Origin of the sequence: Streptomyces sp. NPDC004732 (assembly GCF_040609235.1) — a bacterium.
GTDB lineage: Bacteria > Actinomycetota > Actinomycetes > Streptomycetales > Streptomycetaceae > Streptomyces.
Genome location: NZ_JBEXJR010000001.1, coordinates 772973 through 792506 on the forward strand (window position 1 = coordinate 772973; position 19534 = coordinate 792506).

General features: G+C 73.0%; 13 protein-coding genes. 8 read left to right on the plus strand and 5 right to left on the minus strand.

All coding sequences use genetic code 11. From position 1 onward, the window contains the following. Positions 1-35: 35 nt before the first annotated feature. Both ABZV77_RS03190 and ABZV77_RS03195 read right to left on the minus strand, forming a co-directional pair. Positions 36-2597, minus strand: a complete 2562-nt coding sequence (locus tag ABZV77_RS03190; RefSeq protein WP_356249678.1) for a polynucleotide kinase-phosphatase — start codon at positions 2595-2597, stop codon at positions 36-38. Further along, the gene (locus ABZV77_RS03195; protein WP_356249680.1) at positions 2594-4126 is read right to left on the minus strand and encodes a 3' terminal RNA ribose 2'-O-methyltransferase Hen1; all 1533 of its coding nucleotides are present in this window, start codon (positions 4124-4126) and stop codon (positions 2594-2596) included. Before ABZV77_RS03195 ends, ABZV77_RS03190 begins: the two co-directional genes overlap by 4 nt. Before the next feature lie 262 nt (positions 4127-4388). On the opposite strand from ABZV77_RS03195, the gene ABZV77_RS03200 reads away from it, so the two are divergent. The 4 genes from ABZV77_RS03200 to ABZV77_RS03215 all read left to right on the plus strand — a co-directional run bounded on the left by ABZV77_RS03200 (position 4389) and on the right by ABZV77_RS03215 (position 8734). Beyond that, positions 4389-5084 carry a GAF and ANTAR domain-containing protein gene (locus ABZV77_RS03200; protein ID WP_356249682.1) on the plus strand — a complete coding sequence of 232 codons (696 nt, stop codon included), beginning with the start codon at positions 4389-4391 and terminating at the stop codon, positions 5082-5084. A gap of 230 nt (positions 5085-5314) precedes the next feature. After that, positions 5315-6013, plus strand: a complete 699-nt coding sequence (locus ABZV77_RS03205) for a response regulator transcription factor (protein ID WP_356249684.1) — start codon at positions 5315-5317, stop codon at positions 6011-6013. A 46-nt stretch (positions 6014-6059) separates the two neighbouring features. Continuing rightward, positions 6060-6698: a DUF4255 domain-containing protein gene (locus ABZV77_RS03210; protein ID WP_356249686.1), complete on the plus strand. Its 639-nt coding sequence runs from the start codon at positions 6060-6062 to the stop codon at positions 6696-6698. Between the two features lie 29 nt (positions 6699-6727). Beyond that, a complete protein-coding gene (locus ABZV77_RS03215; RefSeq protein WP_356250170.1) occupies positions 6728-8734 on the plus strand; it encodes an ATP-binding protein in 2007 nt (668 codons plus the stop codon). A 78-nt stretch (positions 8735-8812) separates the two neighbouring features. Here the strand turns inward: ABZV77_RS03215 and ABZV77_RS03220 are convergent, their stop codons facing one another. The 3 genes from ABZV77_RS03220 to ABZV77_RS03230 form a co-directional block, all read right to left on the minus strand. Further along, the gene (locus ABZV77_RS03220) at positions 8813-10186 is read right to left on the minus strand and encodes a hydrogenase expression protein (protein WP_356249688.1); all 1374 of its coding nucleotides are present in this window, start codon (positions 10184-10186) and stop codon (positions 8813-8815) included. Between the two features lie 5 nt (positions 10187-10191). Continuing rightward, positions 10192-11793 carry a peptidoglycan-binding domain-containing protein gene (locus ABZV77_RS03225; protein WP_356249690.1) on the minus strand — a complete coding sequence of 534 codons (1602 nt, stop codon included), beginning with the start codon at positions 11791-11793 and terminating at the stop codon, positions 10192-10194. Positions 11794-11890: 97 nt separating this feature from the next. Continuing rightward, complete coding sequence (locus ABZV77_RS03230) at positions 11891-15613, minus strand: BTAD domain-containing putative transcriptional regulator (RefSeq protein WP_356249692.1); 3723 nt, start codon at positions 15611-15613, stop codon at positions 11891-11893. A gap of 551 nt (positions 15614-16164) precedes the next feature. Between ABZV77_RS03230 and ABZV77_RS03235 the strand changes: the two genes are divergently transcribed. From ABZV77_RS03235 to ABZV77_RS03250, 4 genes are read left to right on the plus strand one after another with little or no spacing between them, the layout of a single operon-like run. Then, complete coding sequence (locus ABZV77_RS03235; protein ID WP_356249693.1) at positions 16165-17751, plus strand: phage tail sheath subtilisin-like domain-containing protein; 1587 nt, start codon at positions 16165-16167, stop codon at positions 17749-17751. Positions 17752-17805: 54 nt separating this feature from the next. After that, positions 17806-18249 (plus strand): phage tail protein, encoded by a 444-nt coding sequence (locus ABZV77_RS03240; RefSeq protein ID WP_356249695.1) that lies wholly within the window; start codon positions 17806-17808, stop codon positions 18247-18249. Beyond that, positions 18249-18695, plus strand: a complete 447-nt coding sequence (locus tag ABZV77_RS03245) for a hypothetical protein (protein ID WP_356249697.1) — start codon at positions 18249-18251, stop codon at positions 18693-18695. The genes ABZV77_RS03240 and ABZV77_RS03245 overlap by 1 nt, the downstream gene beginning before the upstream one ends. Then, positions 18692-18859, plus strand: a complete 168-nt coding sequence (locus ABZV77_RS03250) for a DUF6760 family protein (RefSeq protein ID WP_167355695.1) — start codon at positions 18692-18694, stop codon at positions 18857-18859. Before ABZV77_RS03245 ends, ABZV77_RS03250 begins: the two co-directional genes overlap by 4 nt. Positions 18860-19534 lie beyond the last annotated feature (675 nt).

A 19534-nucleotide genomic window follows, 5' to 3' on the forward strand; every position in this document is an offset into this window, starting at 1 on the left:
CTTTCCCCGGCCGGACGGCCGACGCGCACCGTTGGCTAAAGCCGGGGGTCCACCGGCTCCGACTCCAGGGCGAGCACCGCGAACACCGCCTCGTGCACCCGCCACAGCGGCTCGCCGTCGGCGAGGCGGTCCAGGGCCTCCAGGCCGAGCGCGTACTCACGGACGGCGAGGGAGCGCTTGTGGCCGAGGAAGCGGTCGCGCAGCTTCGCCAGGTTCTCCGGGCGTGTGTACTCCGGGCCGTAGACGATCCGCAGGTACTCGCGGCCGCGGCACTTGACGCCGGGCTGGACGAGCCTGCCCTTCGCGTTCCTGACCAGCGCCTCGACCGGCTTGACGACCATGCCCTCGCCGCCGCGGCTGGTCATCTCCAGCCACCAGTCGACGCCCGCACGGACCGACTCCGCATCGCCCGTGTCGACATAGAGACGGCGGGTGGTCTGCAGCAGGTCGGAGCCCTGGCTGCCGTCGTGCTCCACCATGCGGTCGATCAGGGCGAGCTGCTCGTCGTGCGGGAGCGCGGCGAGGCTGCGGCCCTGGACGGCCAGGATCTGGAACGGCGCGAGGCGCACGCCCTCCAGGCCCTCGGTCGGCCAGCAGTAGCGGCGGTAGGCGTCGGTGAACGCGGCGGCGTCCGCGGCACGTTCCCGCTGCCGGTCCAGGAGCGGGCCCACGTCGACACCCCGTGCCGTCGCCGCCTCCAGGGCCTCGATCGCGCCGGGGAAGACGGCGCCCGAGGCGGCGCCCACGGCGGCGTACTGCGTGCGGAGCAGCCCGGACGCCTTCAGCGACCACGGCATCAGCTCCGCGTCGAGCAGCAGCCAGTCCGTGGCCAGCTCCTCCCACAGGCCCGCCTCGGTGACGGCGTCGCGCACCCGGCCGATGATCTGCTCGGTGACGGCGGGGTCGTCGAAGAAGGGGCGTCCGGTGCGGGTGCAGAGGGAACCGGTGGGCCCCTCCACGCCGAACCGCTCGCGGGCCGTGTCCGCGTCGCGGCAGACCAGGACCACCGCGCGCGAGCCCATGTGCTTCTCCTCGCACACGACACGGGCGACACCGTCCTCCGCGTACGCGGCGAAGGCCTCCGCGGGGTGTTCCAGATAGCCCTCGCGCCGGGAGGTGGCCGTCGGCGCCATGGTCGGCGGCAGGTACGGCAGCAGGCGCGGGTCGACGGCGAAGCGGCTCATGACCTCCAGGGCCGCGGCCGCGTTCTCCTCGCGCACGGCGACGCGGCCCGCGTGCCTGGTCTCCACCGCGCGGCGGCCGTGCACGTCGTTCAGGTCGAGCGGCCGCCCGTCGTGGCCGCCCGGTGCCTCGGTCCGCAGCGGCCTGGACGGCTCGTACCAGACGCGTTCCGCCGGTACGTCGACGAGTTCGCGCTCCGGCCAGCGCAGCGCGGTCAGCATGCCGCCGAAGACGGCACCGGTGTCCAGGCAGATGGTGTTGTTGAGCCAGGTCGCGGTGGGCACCGGGGTGTGGCCGTAGACGACCGCGGCCCTGCCCCGGTACTCCTCGGCCCAGGGATAGCGCACCGGCAGGCCGAACTCGTCGGTCTCGCCCGTGGTGTCGCCGTACAGGGCGTGCGAGCGCACCCGGCCCGAGGTGCGGCCGTGGTACTTCTCGGGCAGCCCGGCGTGGCAGACGACGAGGCGGCCCCCGTCCAGTACGTAGTGCGAGACGAGGCCGTCGACGAACTCCCGCACCTGCGTGCGGAACTCCTCGCTCTCCGCCGACAGCTGCGCGACGGTCTCGGCGAGTCCGTGGGTGTGCTGGACGCCCCGGCCCTTGAGGTGGCGGCCGAGCTTGTTCTCGTGGTTGCCGGGCACGCACAGGGCGGTGCCGCCCGCGACCATCGACATCACGCGCCGCAGGACGCCCGGCGTGTCCGGGCCGCGGTCGACGAGGTCGCCGACGAACACGGCCGTACGGCCTTCCGGGTGGACGCCGTCGACGTAACCGAGCTTGCCGAGCAGGGTCTCCAGCTCGGCGGCGCAGCCGTGGATGTCGCCGAAGATGTCGAAGGGGCCGGTGAGGTGGGTGAGGTCGTTGTAGCGCTTCTCCGTGACGATGGTGGCGGCCTCGATCTCCGCCGCTCCGCGCAGGACGTGCACCTTCCTGAAGCCCTCACGCTCCAGGTGCCGCAGGGAGCGCCGCAGTTCGCGCTGGTGGCGCTGGATGACGCGGCGCGGCACGCCCGCGCGGTCCGGGCGCGCGGCGTTGCGCTCGGCGCAGACCTCCTCGGGCACGTCGAGCACGATGGCGATGGGCAGCACGTCGTACTGCCTGGCCAGCTCGATCAGCTGCTTGCGGCTGTCGCTCTGCACGCTGGTCGCGTCGATGACGGTGCGGCGGCCCGCGGCCAGGCGCTTGCCCGCGATGTAGTTCAGGACGTCGAAGGCGTCGCGGCTCGCGCTCTGGTCGTTCTCGTCGTCGGCGACGAGTCCGCGGCAGAAGTCGCTGGATATGACCTCGGTGTCCTTGAAGTGCCTGCGCGCGAACGTGGACTTGCCGGAGCCGGTGGCGCCGACGAGGACGACGAGGGAGAGGTCGGTGACGGCGAGGGTCCGTGCGGCATCGGTGGTGCCGGTGTCGTTCGTCATGCGGCCTGCTCCTCCTTCTTCTTGCTGATCCGGTCGTTCTTGCCGGTCCGGTCGTTCTTGTCGGCCTGCGTGAACACGGCCATCTGTGTGGGCGGTCCCACCTCGGGGTCCTCGTCGCCCACCGGGACGAACTCCACTCCGTACCCGTGCCGTTCCGCCACCTCGTGGGCCCAGGCGCGGAACTCCTCGCGCGTCCACTCGAAGCGGTGGTCGGCGTGGCGGACGTGGCCCGCGGGCAGCGACTCCCAGCGGACGTTGTACTCGACGTTCGGCGTCGTCACGAGGACCGTGCGGGGCCGCGCGGAGCCGAACACCGCGTACTCCAGGGCGGGCAGGCGCGCCAGGTCGAGGTGTTCGACGACCTCGCTGAGCACCGCCGCGTCGTACCCCTTGAGCCGCTTGTCGGTGTACGCGAGCGAGCCCTGCATCAGCGTGACGCGCCCGGCCTGGCGCTCGCCCATGCGGTCGAGGTCCAGCCGCCGCGAGGCGACGGTCAGCGCGCGCATGGACACGTCGACGCCGACGATCTCGGTGAACCGCACGTCCTTGAGCAGCGCCTGCACCAACTGACCCTGACCGCAGCCCAGGTCGAGCACCCGGCAGGCACCGGCCTCCGTGAGTGCGGCGAGGATCGCTTCGCGGCGCCGCTCGGCGAGCGGCACCGGCTGCGCGTTGCTGTCGGTGGGGGCGGTGGGGGCGGTCCCTTCGTCGACGGCGTTGTCGATCTCCTCGACGTCCGTGTCGTCCGCGTCGGCGAGCCGCACCAGTTCGAGCCGCTCCTTGGCCTCCCGGGTCAGGGACCCGCGCCGCGCCAGATAGCGGCTGGTGATGAGCTCCTGCTCCGGGTGGTCCGCGAGCCACCCCTCACCGGCCCGCAGCAGCTTGTCGACCTCGTCGGGCGAGACCCAGTAGTGCTTGGCGTCGTCGAGGACGGGCAGCAGCACGTAGAGGTGCCGCAGCGCTTCGCCCAGCGTCAACGTCTCTTCGGGCGCTTCGAGTACGAGCTGTACGTACCGCGAGTCCCCCCACTCGGGGAACCGCACGTCCAGCGGTACCGGCGTCACCGCCACCGTCCAGCCGAGCGGCCCGAAGAGCGCCCGCACCAGCTCGGCGCCGCCGTGGGCGGGCAGCGCGGGCACCTCGACGCGCAGCGGCAGCGGCTGCGCGGCCCGCTCGGGGCGCGCGGCGCACACCCCGCGCAGCGCGCTGGAGAACACCGCGCTCAGCGCCACGGCGAGCAGCGACGAGGCCGCGTAGGGCCGGTCGTTCACGTACTGCGCGAGAGCCGCGTCCGGCGCCCCGCCCCGCCCCTTGTTCTTGCCCTTGCCGCGCCGCACGAGCGCGACGGGGTCGACCTCGAGGAGCAGCGCGGCGGTGCAGCGCTCGGGGGTGGCCTCGGGGTAGAGGACGTGCGCCGTGCCGTACGAGGTGGAGAACGCCTGCGTCTTCCCGGGATGCTTGTGGAGCAGGAATCCGAGGTCGGTGGCCGGGCGTTCGTGGGTACCGGTGGTACTGATCGTCAGAAACACTTCAGGTCGGCCTCAAAACACAGCCTGAGCTGCGGTTGCGTGATCAACTGTCGGACGCGGCGCACAGCCTCCGCGGGAACGCTCTCCGTCTCCGGCGCGCCTCTACAACGTACAGCGAACTCTTCGGACACACTTGGGAATTTTGCCCCGTCGAACGGGCCCGGACCAGGCACGGAGCGGACCGGTCGCACCCGGTCTCGGGGCTCCGGCGAGAAGCTGGGTAAGAGATGAGTGCTCAGACGTCGGGAGAACGGAGGACGGTGTGGACTGGGCCCGGTTCGGGAAGCAGATGGCGGCGATGGCGCGGGACCTGCTGGCGCAGACCTCGGTCGACGCCACGCTGGAGCGGATCACCTCGTCGGCCACCGAGCTGGTGGCGGGCTGTGACGCGGCGGGCATCCTCATCCTGCGCGGCAAGGAGGTGGAGACCCTCGCCCCCACCCACCGGCTGGTCGTCGACAGCGACCGGCTGCAGGCGCGCAACGGGGAAGGCCCCTGCTTCGACGCCGCACGCAAGGTGAACGGAAAGCGGGTCTTCCGCATCTCGGACGTCACCCGTGACCAGCCGCGCTGGCCCGCGTACGCCTCCGAGGCGCGTGCGCTGGGCGTCGGCAGCATGATGGGGTTCCTGCTCTTCACCGAGGACGAGGACCTCGGCGCGCTGAACCTCTACTCGCGTCGACCCGGCGCCTTCACCGAGGACGACGAGACGGCCGGTGTGCTCCTCGCCTCGCACGCGGCCGTCGCCTTCTCCAGCGCCCGCACGCACGCCCAGCTGGAGCGGGCCCTGAGCACCCGGCACACCATCGGCGAAGCCATGGGCATCCTGATGGGCAGGCACCACCTCACGGAGGACGAGGCCTTCGACGTGCTGCGCCGCTATTCGCAGGAGAACAACGTCAAGCTCCGCGACGTCGCGGAGCAGGTCTGCGCACACGGCATGTTCTCGCCCCCGTGAAGCGGGCGCGGCTTCCCCGGCTCATGGCCGAACCAGGGAAACCTGGGCCGGTGCAGTCCCCCCGGGGGGAACGCTGCTGCACCCGCCCTGCACTCCAAGTCCCCAATACGGCGGTCTTCACTCACCCGTCGGCACCGGTAAACGATCCCGTTGATTCATCGGCAATCATTTGTTGATTGCTTCCGAGCACCCTGTGCCCGTCGCTATTCGGGGGAAGACAGGGAATTTCAGTGTCGGATACACGTATCTCGGTGGCCGTACACGCCACCGACCCCCTCAGCCGGGCCGGGGTCATCAGCCACCTACGACACCAGCCCACCGTGGAACTGGTGGACCGCGCCGGAGACGGCTCGCCCGCGCCGCCGCCCGGCGCGGCGCCCGGCGCGGCGCCCGCCACCACAACGGAACGCGTCGCCGTCATGCTCGTGGACCGGCTCGACGACCCGGCGGGCAGCGAACTGCGCCGCCTGGCGCGGTCCACGGAACAGCGCGTCGTGCTCATCGCCACCGAGCTGCGCGAACCGGAACTGCTCGCGGTCGTCGAGTACGGCGTGCGGGCCATCCTCTGGCGCCACCAGGCCACCCCGCAGAAGCTGCTGCGCGCCGTGCACAGCGCCGCGCGCGGCGAGGGCGAGCTGCCGCCCGACCTCATCAACCGGCTCATGACACAGCTGGGCCGCCTCCGGCTCTCGGCGCTCGACGGCTCGCCGTCCGGCGCAGGCACCCTCGTGCCGACGCTGGGCATGGCGCCGCGCGAGGTGGACGTGGTACGGCTGATCGCGGAGGGGCTCGACACCAAGCAGATATCGGAGAAACTCGCCTACTCCGAACGCACCGTGAAGAACGTCCTGCACGCGCTGATGACGCGCCTGCAACTGCAGAACCGCGCGCATGCCGTCGCGTACGCGCTGCGGGAGGGGTACATCTAATGCGGCGACCGAACTGCTTCCCATCGACCCTGCGGGGAGCCCGGCCGTGATCCACGAAGTAGACGAGGCGCTGCGCGGGCTGCTGCGCGGGGCGCTCCCGGAGGGGACCGGCGAGGTCGTCTTCGAGGCGCCGACCCGCGACTGGGCGGCGCGGCGCAACGCTCCGACGCTCAACTCCTATCTGTACGACATACGCGAGGACGTGGCCCGCCGCGAGCGCGGCGCGTATGCGGAACGGGGCCCGGACGGCATCGTGCTGCGCAGGCGGCAGCCGCCCCGCTGGTTCCGGCTCTCCTACCTGGTCACCGCCTGGACCAACCGTCCCGAGGACGAGCACCGGCTGCTCTCCGCGGCCCTCGGCACGCTGCTCGCGCACGAGCTGCTGCCGCCGGACCGGCTGCCCGCCGCGCTCGCCGCGCTGCAGGCCACGCTGCCGCTGTCCGTCGCGGTGCCGCCGCCCGAGTCCCGGTCCATCGCCGACATCTGGTCGGCGCTCGGCGGTGAGCTCAAGCCGTCCCTGGACGTGGTGATCACCGTGCCGTTCCCGGTGTCGCCCACCTACGACGTGGCGCCGCCGGTCACGGAAGGCGCGGTCGTGGGCGTCCGCAGCATCGACGGAGAGCAGAGCGAACCCCGGCCCCGGATGCTGCGCAAGCAACGGGACGACGGGACGGGAGCGAAGTGAGCGCCCACGAGGTGAGCGCCCACGAGGCGATGGCCGTACGGCTCGACGCGCTGCGCGGCCGCGTCGCGGAGCTCGTCGAGCGGCGCGCCGCCGACGACCCGACGGCCGCGGACCCGCTCCGCGGCATGTACGTGACGCCCGAGACGGCGCTCCGCCTGGCCACCGCTCCCCCACCGGCCGCGCCCTCGCCGGAACCCGCCGCACGAGCGGAGGGCGGGGCGCAGGACGGCTCCCCCGACCCGCTGGACGAGTTGGCGGTGCAGTTCGGGCTGAGCGTGCTCGACCGGCGCATCCTGCTCGCCGCCCTCGCCCCGGACGTCGACCGCCGCTTCGAGCCGCTGTACGGCTACCTCAACGACGACGTCGGGCGCCGCCGCGCCACGGTCACGCTGGCCCTGGACCTCGCGGGCACCGGCCCGCACGACCCGCTCGCCCGCCACCGCTTCCACCCCCTCGCACCGCTGCGGTCCGGTGGCCTGATCGTCGTCGAGGACGAGGACCGGCCGCTGCCGGGGCGGGCATTGCGCGTACCGGAGCGGGTGGTGGCACAGCTCCTCGGGGACGACGCGCTGGACCCGGAACTCGTGGACGGCGACGTCGAGTTGCTCGACGCAGGGGAGACAGGACCCGCGCACCCCCTCGCGCACCGCATCGCCGCCCTCGCCGCCGAGCGGCCGCTCCGCGTCCATCTGCGCGAGCGCAGGGAGGGCACCGCCGCGGGACCGGTGGCGGACGCGCTGCGGGCGGCCGGAAGGCCCGTCCTGTGGCACCGGCCCACCGCGGCGGCAGGCGACGGCACCGCCGCGACGGCCGTCGCACTCCTGCGCGAGGCACGGCTGCGACAGGCCGCGCTCGTCGTGGGACCGCTGCCCGCCGCCCCCGGACCCCTGATGCGGTCCCTGACGGCGGGCGACGTGCCGGTGGTGTTCTTCGGCAGTGAGCCCTACGACCCCGGATGGGCGCCGGACGCCGGGCTGCTCGCGCTCGACGCGCCGCAGGACGGCATCGACGCGCCGGCCACGTGGCAGACCGAACTCGCCCGGCACATCCCCGCCCACGAGCCGGACTTCGACCTCGGCGAGGCCGTCGCGCCCTACCGCCTCAGCGGCACGCAGATCAGCCGCGCCGCGCGGGACGCCGCCGAGCTGGCCGCCTTCGACGGCACCGCGCCGACCGTCGCACACCTGCAGCGCAGCGCCCGGCTGCAGTCGGCGCCGCTGCTCGACAAGCACGCCCGGCGGATCCGGCCCGAGGTCGGCTTCGCGGACCTCGTGCTCCCCGACGAACCGCTGGGCCTGCTCAACGAGCTGACGCTGCGCGCCAGGCACCGCGACAAGGTGCTCGGCGAGTGGCGGCTGCGCACCGGCGGCGGACGCGGGCGCGGTGTCATCGCCCTGTTCGCCGGGGACTCCGGCACCGGCAAGACGCTGTCGGCGGAGGTCGTCGCCGGTGAACTCGGCCTCGACCTCTATGTGGTGGACCTGTCGGCGGTCGTCGACAAGTACATCGGCGAGACGGAGAAGAACCTGGAGCGGATCTTCGTGGAGGCGGACCGCACGGACGCGGTGCTGCTCTTCGACGAGGCCGACGCCGTCTTCGGCAAGCGCTCGGAGGTCAAGAGCTCGCACGACCGGTACGCCAACCTGGAGAGCGCGTATCTGCTGCAGCGCCTTGAAGCGTTCGACGGGATCGCCGTGCTGACCACCAACCTGCGGGCCAACATCGACGACGCGTTCACCCGTCGGCTCGACCTGGTGGTCGACTTCCCGTTCCCGGACGTCGAGCAGCGTCTCGCCCTGTGGCGGACCTGCCTGGCCGGTACGCCCTGCGCACCGGACCTGGACGGGGAACTCACGGCCTGCGCCAAGGAGTTCGAGCTGTCCGGCGGAGCCATCCGGTCGGCCGCGGTGACCGCCGCCTATCAGGCTGCGGGACACGGCGGGCCGGTGTCCGGCGCGGACGTACGGGCCGGGGCGCGGCGCGAGTACCGCAAGATGGGCCGCCTGGAGCCGGGGACGCACCTGCCCTGGCAGTAATGCTCCCAAGATGCGCCGAAGCCGCCCCGGTCACTCGTGCCGGGGCGGCTTCGGTCATGCTGCTGCTTCTGCCGGCTGCTACTTCTCCCAGTCGGAGAGCGTCCAGCCCATGCTGTTGCGGTCGTCGCACTTCCACGTGACCGCGCTCTTGTCGTTCTGCATGTCGACGATGCACTCGTTGGAGCGGACGCCGATGATCCGCACCAGTCCGTCGGGGCGCCGCTCCAGCTTCCACTTCTGGTTGTCCGGCAGCTGGCCGTTCTTGATGTTCTCCCGCGGCGCGTGGAAGATCTGGACGATGTTGGTGTCCACCTTCTGGTCGATGATCGCGCCCGGGGCGTTCGCGGCCTCGATGGAGTAGGTGTCGGACTCGGGGTAGTGGTGCAGGATCCACTCCTGGTTCTTCCCGAACTCGTCCGTGAGGTTGGGGTTCTGGCCGACGTAGGTGCCGTCCTCCTTCGCCCCCCGCTTGACCTCCAGGTACCAGCCGTTGCCCTCGTTGCTGCGGATGGTGTGCGTCTTGGGGCCCTTCGGCTTGTCGTCGCCCCCACCACCGCCGCCGCCCCCCTCGGGCTTCTGCGGCTCTTCCTGCGCGGGCTTCTCCGGCTCCTTCTCCTCCTCCTTGGAGGGGCTCGGAGAGGGTTTCGGCGCCGGCTTCATGCTGTCGCCCTGCGGCAGCTCACGCTGCTCGCCCTGCTTCTCCCTGGCCTGCGTGGACATGGACGGCTTGTGCTGGAACCACATCACGGCGAACGCCAGGCCCAGCGCGAACAGCACCGAGAACACCGCCATCGCCCAGCGCGGGATCACCGACGGCTGGACGTACGTGCCGCGCAGCTCCACCGGCTCGGGCACCCCGGCCCGCAGCACGGACACCGTGAAGGGGTGCTTGCGGGTGCCGCCCACCCAGCTCACCGCGCCGGGCTTGATGCTGAGGTCGGCGAATCCGGCGCGCCCGGGCGCGACCTGGACCGATCCCGGCTCCGACTCGACCTCCAGCTCCTCGCCGTTCTCACGGCCGGAGAAGGAGGCGGTGAGCTGCTGGTTGCCGAGGTTGTCGACGGCCACCGACGCCTTGGCGCGCAGCCGTCCGCGGACGATCAACGGAAGCAGTTCCGTACGGAGTTCGGCGAACGGTCCGACGGTGACCTGGCCCTCGGCGACATCCACGGTGTGCGGGGTCTCGCGGGGCTGCACCCGGACGCCGAACGGGGTCGGGCCCGCCAGGGCGTCCGAGGTCCGGGGCGGGGCGAACTCCACCTGGGCGGTGCCCTCCGCCCCCGGGTACAGGCGCAGGACGTCGGGCTGCACGCGGGTCCAGCCCGCCGCGGCACCGACCACCTGGAGGCGGTACTCCTCGACGGTGTCCCCGGTGTTGCGCACCCGCAGCCGCACGCTCGCGGTGGCGCCGGGCTCGACGGTGGTCGACGCTGGTTCGAGAGAGGTCCACATGCCGCTCACCGCCCCGTCACGCCGGGGTTGTTGACGCTGCCGCCGACGAGGGCCTGCAGGGTCGCGCTGTCTGCCGTGCCGGTCGCCGGAAGACCGACGGAGGCCTGGTAGTCCTTGATGTGAGCCGCCGTGTTGTCGTTGTACCTGGCCGTGGTGGGCGCGCTACGGCCGTTCTTGAAGTAGTCGACGCCGTACTCGGCGTACGCCCGGTCGCGGTCCAGGTCCTTGTCGCTGATGCCTGCCTGCGAGGCCCACCAGAACGCGGCCTGGAGCTGTACGACCTCCCAGCTGTCGGCGCCGGAGCGCACGGCGTCGGGCCGGATGCCCTGCGCCCACAGCGAGGTGAGGGTGGCACGGCCCAGCGTGCCCTCGTCGTCCGTCTCGAAGATCTGAGCGGTGTTGTTCCCGGAGTTCTGGCCGGTGCGGACCACGGCCTTCTGGTAACAGATGAGTTTTGCCTCTGTGTTGGAGTCGATGACGCCTGGCGTCCAGTGGCCGGTCAGTGTGCAGGGGTTCTTCGAGCCGAGCGCGGCGAGGCGGCGCTGGGCGTACTCGACGACGACGTCCGACGCGTAGCCGCGCCGCCACGGCGGTCCTGAGCGGGCCTTGCCGCCACCGCCGCCGTCCGACTTCGCCTTCTCGCCGGTGCCGCCACCACTGTCGCCCGACGAGCCGCCGCCTCCGGAGCCGCCGCCGCTGGTTCTCTCCTCGCCGCCGCCACCGGAGCCCGAGCCCGTGCCGCCCTGGTCACCGCCGCCCGCCTTCTCCTTGGGAGGCGGCGGGGCGTCGTCGAGCTTGTCCTTCTCGCCGCCCTGCGCGACGGCGGCGGGCGGACCTGCCGCCTGGTTCTCGCGCGCCGAGCCGCTGAAATCGGGCGCGTAGGTCAGCCAGGCCACGACGGACGCGACGGCGAGCGCCGCGAGCACGCCGCCGAGGGCGAGCAGCCGACGGGGCAGCACCGGGCGCTGGTCGAAGCTGCCCGGCAGCTCGTGGCCCTGCTCGTCGCCGGAGCGGCGCACGGAGACGGTGAGCGGGTGTGCCTGGCCGGAACCCGTCCACAGCACCTGGTTCGGGCGGATGGTGAGCTTCGCGAACGCGGCGCGGCCCGGCGCCACCTGCACGGCGGTGGGGTCGACCTCGAAGGCGAGGCGGCCCGCGTCGTCGCGGAGGGTGAGGGCCGCGGTCAGCGGGGTGTTGCCGAGGTTGTCCACGGCGACGGAGGCCCGGCCGCGGAAACGTCCCACGATGGTGGGCGGCACGAGTTCGGCGCGGATCTCCGAGAAGGGCGTGACCGTGACCTGCCCCTCGATCACGTCCCGGGCCTCGGGGTTCTCACGGGGCTCGACGCGGATGCCGAACGGCGTGGGTCCCGCCGCCGCGTCGGGCGAGCGGGGCGGAGCGAAGGAGACCTCGGCGGTGCCCTCGCTGCCGGGGTAGAGCCGCAGCACGTCGGGCTCGATCCGGGACCAGCCCGCCGGGGCGCCGACGACCCCGAGCCGGAACTCCTCCACCGTGTCACCCGTGTTGCGTACGCGAAGCCGCACGGTCGCCCGGCCGCCGGGGTCAACGGTCACGGCCGCCGGGTCAAGGGAGTTCCACCACGTCATACGGGCACGGTAGAGCGCACCTCCGGGTCTCTCCTTGTACGAAAGGGCGACGTCAAGGGCAGGCACTGCTGCCCTTGCGGACGGCCCCCCGGACGGTTCAGCCGTATGCGGAGAGCACCGGCCCCCGCACACCGGCTCCCGGTCTCAGCGTGGCGAGCAGTCCGGCGATCTCGTCGGCCTCCAGGGCGCCGCGCCGCTCCATCACGCGGTGCGCGATCCGCAGGGCGGCTCTGGCCCGTTCGAGGTCGCCGACGGCGAGCAGCGCCCGCCCCCGCGCGGCCATCGCGAGCGCATGGCAGAACGCGTCGCCCAGTTCGCCCTCGACGGCCAGCGCCGCGTCCGCGCAGCGCATGGCCTCGCCGGGGCTGCCCTGCGCCAGTTCGCAGTACGCGAGCCGGGCCCAGCACAGCGCCTCCCAGCGCGGGTTGCGGGCCGCGCCGTGCAGGCGCTGCGCCTCGCGCAACTGCTCCGCGCCCGCGGCCGCCCGGCCGTCCCCGAGCAGCGCACAGCCCGCCTGGTAGAGGACGTGCGCGAGCGTGTGCGTACTGCCCGATCTGCGGGCCTGGCGCACCGCTTCGTCGATCGCGGTGTCCGCGGCCGGGCGTCTGCCCAGGGCGACGTACGCGCGGGCCATGTGCGACAGGATGCGGATGCGGTCGTCGTGCCCGCCGAGCGCACCGAATCTGGCGTACGCGAGGCGCAGTTGCTCCAGCGCCTGGGCGTAGCGGCCGGTGCCCATGAGGACGATGCCCAGCTCATGGCTGCCCTCGGCGCCGACGAGCAGGTCGCCGCAGGCCGCGGCGAGGTGCAGGCTCTCGCGCAGCGCGTGCTCGGCGCGGCCGTAGGTCTCGGTCCCGTAGTGCGGGGCGCCGAGGAGCCGCAGGGCGCGGGCCGCGGACCGGTCGTCGCCGTGTCTGCGGGCGGTGCGCAGGGCCAGTTCGGCGAGGGGTTCCAGGTCACGGTGGCGGGCGGTACCGGCCACCAGGTGGGACCAGGCGGTGAGCAGGTCGACGACGGGGCGCAGACCGGGCGGACACCGCGGATCCGGTACGTCCGGGACGCCTGGGACGTCTGTGTCCGCCGCCTCGTCGGGGACGTGCCGCAGGGCGTTCTCCGCGGCGTCGCACAGCCGGGAGTGCGCGACGACCAGCCAGTCGTGCGCGGCGGCCTCGTCGGGCAGCGCCTTGCCCGCGGACGCGGGGCTGTGCAGGAGTTCGGGCAGCACGCTGTGCGGCTTCGTACGGCGGATCGCGGTGACGACGGTGGCGAGGACGTAGTCGAGGAAACGCAGCCGGGCGGCGGCGCGGTCCTGCGCGCTCTCGCGCAGCTCGCACTGCCTGCGCGCGAAGAGCCGCACCAGGTCGTGGAAGCGGTAGCGGTCCTCGCCGTGCAGCTCCATGAGCCCGGCGTCGACCAGCCGCTCCACCGCCTGCTCCGCCTCCTCCTCGCTCACGCCGAGGAGCGCGCCCGCGGCGCCGCGACAGAACGACGGCATGTAGCAGAGCGAGACCATGCGGAAGGCGTGGGCGAGGCCCGGCTCCAGGGCCTCGTACCCCAGCCGGAAGGTCGCCTCGACGCCCAGGTCGTCCACCCGCAGCTCGTCCAGCCTGCGGCGCTCGTCGCGCAGCCGTGCCACGAGGTCGGCCATGGGACGGCCGGGCCTGGCGGCCAGGCGGGCGGCGACGATGCGGACGGCGAGCGGCAGCCCGCCGCAGACCGCGACCAGTTCACGGGCGGCGTCCCGCTCGGCGGCCACGCGCTCGGCGCCGACGATGGCGCAGAGCAGGCCGAGCGCCTGCGGCTCGTCCATCGTCTCCACGTCGACGAGGCGCGCCCCGGGCAGGGTGATGGTCCGCGAACGGCTGGTCACCAGGACCGCGCAGCCCGGGGCGCCGGGCAGCAGCGGCCGCACCTGGGCGGTGTCGCGCGCGTTGTCGAGGAACACGAGCATGCGGCGCCCGGCCAGGAGCGAGCGGTAGAGGGCGGTCTGCTGGTCGATGCCGTCGGGCACGGCGCTCTCGGGGATGCCGAGGGCGCGCAGGAACCCGGTGAGCGCGCTGCCGCTGTCCACGCCGGGCGCCGGGTCCGCGCCGCGCAGGTCCACGTACAGCTGCCCGTCCGGGAACTCGTCTCGTAAGGCGTGTGCGACGTGCACCGCGAGCGCGGTCTTGCCGACGCCGCCGAGCCCGGTGAGCGTGGCCACGGCCATCGTGCTGCCGGACGTGGCGGAGCGCAGCGTCTCGGTCAACACCCGCGCCTCCCCCTCGCGCCCCGCGAAGTCGGGCACGTCGGGGAGGAGCTGGGCGGGGGTGAGCGGGACGACGGAGCCACGCACGGGACTCGGGCCGGTCCCGCCCACGGGGGCGGTCCCGCTGAGGGGGAGGGGGCGGGCGGCCAGGTCGGCGGGGGGCGTGCGGTTTGGGGGTGGCGGGGAGACGGGGTGGGTGTGTGGGGGGACGGGGCTGAGGTGTGCGGCGCTTGGGGGGATGGGTGCGGAGGCGGGGTGGGGCTGCGGGGCGCCGGGGTGGGGCTGTACGGCGCCAAGGTAGGACTGTGCGGTGCCGGGGTAGGGCTGTGCGGCGCCCGGGGGGATGGGTGCGGCGCCGGGGTGAGGCTGCGGGGCACCGGGGTGGGGCTGTGCAGCGCCCGGGTGGATGGGCGTGGCACCGGGGTGGATGGGTGCGGCGGCGGGGTGGGGCTGTACGGCGCCGAGGTGAGGCTGTACGGCGCCCGGGCCGATGTACGCGGTGCCGGGGTGGGGCTGTGCAGCGCCCGGGCCGATGTGTGCGGCGGTGGGGCGGAGTTCTGACGGGTTTGTACGTATCTGCGCCGCTTCCGGCGTGGGCTGGGCCGGTGTCGTGCCTCGTATCGCTTCGGCCGTTGTCCGGTCGTGGTTCCGGTCATGGGGCGGGCGGGCGGATATGTGGGGGCGTTGCCCGGTGGCCCGTGGTGGCGCCGTGTGCGGGGAGGGCCAGGGGAGGGCGGCGGGCGGCATCGGCGTGCCCCGCAGCAGGCCCTCGTGGAGCGCCGCGAGCTCCTTGCCCGGGTCCACGCCCAGCTCCGTGGCGAGCGTGCGGCGCGTCGCCTCGTACACCGCGAGCGCGTCCGCCCGCCTGCCGCCCCGGTGCAGGGCGAGCATGAGCAGGGCCTGGGCGCGTTCCCGCAGCGGGTGCTCCGCCGCGAAAACGCTCAGGGGGGCGGTCGTCTCGCCGTGGCAGCCCAGTTCGAGCGCGCAGGCGAAGAACTCCTCCTGCGCGGTGACGGACAGTTCGGTGAGCCGGTCGCGCTGGCGCCGGGCGTAAGGCCCGGGCAGACCGGCCAGCGGGGACCCGTCGGACAGCGCGAGCGCGGCGGTCAACTCGGCGTAGGCGTCGGCGTGTTCACCGGCGACGCGCAGCGAACGCGCCGCGGACACCCGGTCCTCGAGCTCGCTCGCGTCGAGGGCGCCGCGCGGGAGCCGCAGCGCGTAGCCGTCCCCCGCCGACACCAGGAGCCTGGCGGGTTCACGGGCCCGCCGGTCCGGTTCGAGAAGGGTGCGCAGCCGGGAGACGTACGTACGCAGCGTGCCGATCGCACGCGGCGGCGGCGCCTCGTCCCACAGCGCGTCCACCAGCTCCGCCGCCGACACCGGCCGCCCGCCGCGCAGCAGGAGCGCGGCCAGCGTCGCGCGCTGCTGCGGCGGCCCGAGCGTCAGCGCCTGCCCGTCGCGCCAGGCCCGCACCGGCCCGAGGACCTGGAACCACAACGGCCCGCCCAGATCCTCCCGGTCGGCTCCCCTCTCGCCGTCCCGGCCCGTGCGGCCGCCCGCGTCACCCCGCATTGTCAGCCCGCGCCCCTTGCCCTGTGATGCACCGCGAAGTGCCCGTTCGTACGCGCCGCGCATGGCCGCACGCACCAAACGTTACGTCAGCCCCATGAGTCCCCCGACTCCCCAGGGGTACTTGTGTCACCTTGTTGACCAGGTATTGACGTCACGGTCACACCGGACAGGGCATATGCGCCACCGACCGACCGCATTCGGCCGTGTCGGGCGCCGCACCGCACCGCCTCCCGCCGATCCGTTTGCCCGCTGCCCCGGACCGATGACCGGACGGGCAACGCATACCCCGCGGATCAGGCCCGACCGCGCACCACCACGAACCCACTGGCCGAAGACGGCCGCCCGACGGCTGAACGGGCAGCGGCATCTGCCCTCGCTGACGTCCTTCCGTCTCTACGCACCGGCCCGCGCGTGAGGCATCGTCGACACGGTACGAACCAGCGGGGACCGGCACACGGCCGGCCACAGGGGGAACGAGCGGCAGCCGCACCGGCGCATCGCCGGTCGCCCGCCACACCCTCGCCACCCCTCGAGCCTTGGAGCACAGCAGCATGCCCAACTACCTGTCCCCCGGCGTCTACATCGAGGAAGTCGCCAGCGGCTCGCGCCCCATCGAAGGTGTCGGCACCTCCGTCGCCGCCTTTGTGGGACTGGCGCCGCGGGGACCGCTCAACGAGCCGACGCTGGTGACCAACTGGTCGCAGTACGTGGCCGCGTTCGGCGAGTTCACGGACGGGTACTACCTGGCGCACTCCGTGTACGGGTTCTTCAACAACGGCGGCAGCGCCGCGTACGTCGTGCGCGTCGGCGGCACCGACGCGGCCGAGCCGCAGCAGCAGGCGCCCGCGCCCGCCCAGGCGCCCAAGGAGCTCACCGCGGGCACGCCCGTGGCGCTCGGCGCCTTCACGGTGTCGGCCATCACCGCGGGCACCACGGACGGCGGCTCGCTGACCGTCGAGGTGCAGGACGGCGAGGGCGAGGGCGCGGCCGACCGCTTCAAGCTGATCGTCAAGGACGGCGACAAGGTCGTCGAGAACTTCGACGTCAGCTCGAAGAAGACCGCGCGGAACTACGTCGTCACGCAGGTCAAGCAGCGGTCCAAGACGATCGCCCTCGAGGAGTCCGCGGCGGGCGGCCAGCTGGCCAAGCCCGACGCGCAGACCGTGACCCTCGCGCCGCCCACGCCCGCCACCCCCGCCGTGCCCGGCTCGAACGGCCAGGTCGCTCGCGTCGAGACCGCCCAGTTCATCGGCGACTCCGCGGACCGCACCGGCTTCGGCGGCCTGGAGGCCCTCGACGAGGTCAACATGGTCGCGGTGCCCGACCTGATGGCCGCCTACCAGCAGGGCCTCATCGACGAGGAGCAGGTCAAGGCGGTCCAGCTCGGCCTCATCTCGCACTGCGAGCTGATGGGCGACCGGATGGCCATCATCGACCCGCCGCCGTCGCTGAACGCCCGCCAGATCCGGCAGTGGCGTCAGGAGCTGGCGGGCTACGACTCGCGCTACGCCGCCCTCTACTACCCCTGGATCAAGTCCTTCGACCCGGCCTCGGGCCAGTCGGTGGTCGTGCCGCCGTCCGGCCACATGGCGGGCATCTGGGCGCGCAACGATGCCGAGCGCGGTGTGCACAAGGCCCCGGCCAACGAGATCGTGCGCGGCGCCGTGGACCTGGAGCTGCAGATCACCCGCGGCGAGCAGGACCTGCTCAACCCGGTCGGCGTGAACTGCATCCGCGCGTTCCCCGGCCGCGGCATCCGCGTGTGGGGCGCCCGCACGATGGCGTCCGACCCGGCCTGGCGCTACCTGAACGTGCGCCGCTACTTCAACTACCTCGAAGAGTCGATCCTCATCGGCACCCAGTGGGTCGTCTTCGAGCCGAACGACCACGCCCTGTGGGCGCGCATCCGGCGCAACGTCTCGGCGTTCCTGGTCAACGAGTGGCGCTCGGGCGCCCTGTTCGGCCAGCGCCCCGAGGACGCCTTCTACGTCAAGTGTGACGAGGAGACGAACCCGCCGGAGTCGGTCGACCTCGGCCGCGTCGTCTGCGAGATCGGCATCGCGCCGGTCAAGCCCGCCGAGTTCGTGGTGTTCCGGCTCGCGCAGTTCTCCGGCGGGGGCGGCGAGCTGGAGGAGTAGTCCGAGCAGTACCGCACGCCACCACCAGAGCCACCATCACAGGAGTGAACCCCCTTGTCCCTTCAGCCCGGTGACGCCCTCACCACCCACAATTTCGGCCTGCAGATCGACGGTGTCATGGTCGAGTACCTGCAGGAGGTCAGCGGCCTCTCGATGGAGCAGGACGTCATCGAGTACCAGCAGGTGTCGGCGGACGGAAAGCCCGTCGTGAAGAAGATGCCCGGCGTGAAGAAGGCCGGTGAGTGCACGGTCACCCGCGGCATGACGCAGAGCCCCGTGTTCAGTGAGTGGATCAACAAGTCCATTCAGGGCGACATGGGCTCGGCGCGCAAGAACGCGACGATCATGATGATGGACTACCAGAACAACCCGGTGAAGCGTTACAACCTGCGCGCCGCCTGGTGCAGCAAGGTGGAGACCAGCGGGGTCAAGGCGGGCGACGCCGCCGCACTGACCGAGCAGGTCACCATCGTCTTCGAAGAGCTGGTCATCGAATAATGCGGCGCGAGGGCCCGGCAGGGACGATCGCGGGAGCGGGCACGGCGCCCGGCGCTGTGCCGGGCGTCCGCGAACCACTGCGTACGGAATTCGAGTTCGAGTTGCCGCGCGGGTTCGTGGACGAGTCCGGCACCGTGCACCGCAACGGCGCGATGCGGCTCGCGACGGCACGTGACGAACTGGTGCCGCTGCGGGACGTGCGGGTGCGCGAGAACCCCGCCTACCTGTCCGTGGTACTGCTGGGCCGGGTCATCACCCGGCTCGGCACCCTCGGCTCCGTCCACGACGGCACGGTGGAGAACATGTTCGCCTCCGACCTGGCCTTCTTGCAGGACTTCTACCGGCAGATCAACGCGGAGGGCCACACCCGTGCGGCGGTGGCCTGCCCGCACTGCTCGGAGTCCTTCGAGGTGGAGCTGGCCGGGAGCCGCCTGGGGGAATCGTGACGTACGCGGCCGACCGCATCGAGGAGGAAGTCGCGTACCTCGCCTACCACTTCCACTGGGGCATGGACGACATCCTCGACCTCGAGCACGCGGACCGGCGCGCGTACGTGGGACGGACCGCCACGTTGGTGGAGCAGGCGGAGGCGAAGGCGACCGGTCGGTGAGTCGAGGTAAGTGATGGGCTTGTTCAGGTGGCGGCGGGGGTCGCGGGACGAGGCGGTCGGGTCGGGTGCGGGTGCGCCGGACGCGGGCCCGTCGGGCGTGGCGGGCGTGGCGGACCCGGCCGATTCGGCGGTGCCGGACGGTGCGGGTGCGGGTGCTGACGTCGGCGCGGGTGCCGGTGCTGGTGCCAGCGCCGGCGGCCGTGGTGACGCGTGGGCGGCCGTGCCGCCGGTCCAGCGTGTGCTCTCGGCGCCGCGGACCGTCGCCGAGCAGGGCTTCGGCGCGATGCTCGCCACCCACCAGAACCCCTCCTTCGGCGGCGAGTTGGGGCACGCGGTGCGTTCCTCGGCACCCGGGGGTCTGCTCCACAACGTCCTGACGCCGGTGGCGGGCCGCCCGGGGAACCTCGACCTGCCGTCGCTGCGGCTGCCGGTACGGGGTCTTGGGGAGGCCGGTGCGGAGGAGCAGGCGTCGGGCTCCGGCGAGGGCGCGGCGGGAGGCTTCACGCCGAGCGCCGCATCGCCGGTTCCCGTCGCCCGTACGAAGACACCGTCGGGGACACCGTCGGGCAAGCCTTCGCGTGGAGCGGCGACGTCCGCGCGGGGAACTGACGCTGCCGGATCCGCGGCTCCCGCCGGGGAGGCGCCGGTACAGCGGTCCGCAGCGGTGCGACGTAC